Raw genomic sequence first — 833 nt, 5'->3', positions numbered from 1 at the left:
GCGAGGGTTCGCAGCAGTTTGGGGACCTGCCAGTAATGGGGGTCTTCTTGTGCATAGGCCTCGATGCGCGTGATCAGGGCTTCTGCGCCGATGCGGTCGGCATAGTTCAGCGGGCCGCCGAGATGGCGGGGGAAACCGTAGCCGAAGAGGAAGACTGCATCGACATCGACCGGCCGTCGTGCGATCCCCTCTTCGACCACGCGGGCGGCCTCGGAGATCATGGCCGTCATGTAACGGGCCACGATCTCGTCATCGGCGAAGGCACGGGAAGCCACCTTCGTCGCCGCGCGTTCCGATGCCACGAATGCCGCTGCCCCTGGGTTCGGCACCCGCTGCTTCGGATTGTCATACAGATAGAAGCCCTGCCCGGTCTTGCGGCCGAACCAGCCCGCCTCGCAGATGCGGTCGGCGATGGCGACATAGCGTTCCCCGGGCGGGCGCGTCGGCGCCTTGCGCTTGCGCGTGGCCCAGCCGATGTCCAGCCCGGCCAGATCGCCCACCGCGAAGGGGCCCATGGCGAAGCCGAAATCCTCCAGCGCATTGTCGATCTGTTCGAAGGACGCGCCGTCGAGCAGCATGTAATCGGCCACCTTGCGGTAATGGGCGAGGATGCGGTTGCCGATGAAGCCGTCGCACACGCCCGAGCGCACCGCGACCTTCTTCATCTTCGCCGCCAGCGCGAAGGCCGTGGCCACCACATCGGGCGCAGTCTTGTCGGCCACCACCACTTCCAGCAGCCGCATGATATGGGCGGGCGAGAAGAAATGCAGCCCGATCACATCCTGCGGGCGCGCGGTGGCCGCGGCGATTTCGTTCACATCCAGATAGGAGGT

1 protein-coding gene is annotated in these 833 nt (G+C 65.9%); it reads right to left on the bottom strand.

Annotated features, from left to right (window positions below; translation table 11 throughout):
- A partial coding sequence (locus FQV27_RS18705) for a 3-hydroxyacyl-CoA dehydrogenase (RefSeq protein WP_222611737.1) occupies positions 1–833 on the bottom strand: 833 nt, incomplete at both ends.

Source organism: Paracoccus aurantiacus (assembly GCF_007993065.1).
Lineage (GTDB): Bacteria > Pseudomonadota > Alphaproteobacteria > Rhodobacterales > Rhodobacteraceae > Paracoccus > Paracoccus aurantiacus.
Note: the sequence above shows the minus strand (reverse complement) of the source record. Positions and strands in the feature narration are given on the sequence as shown.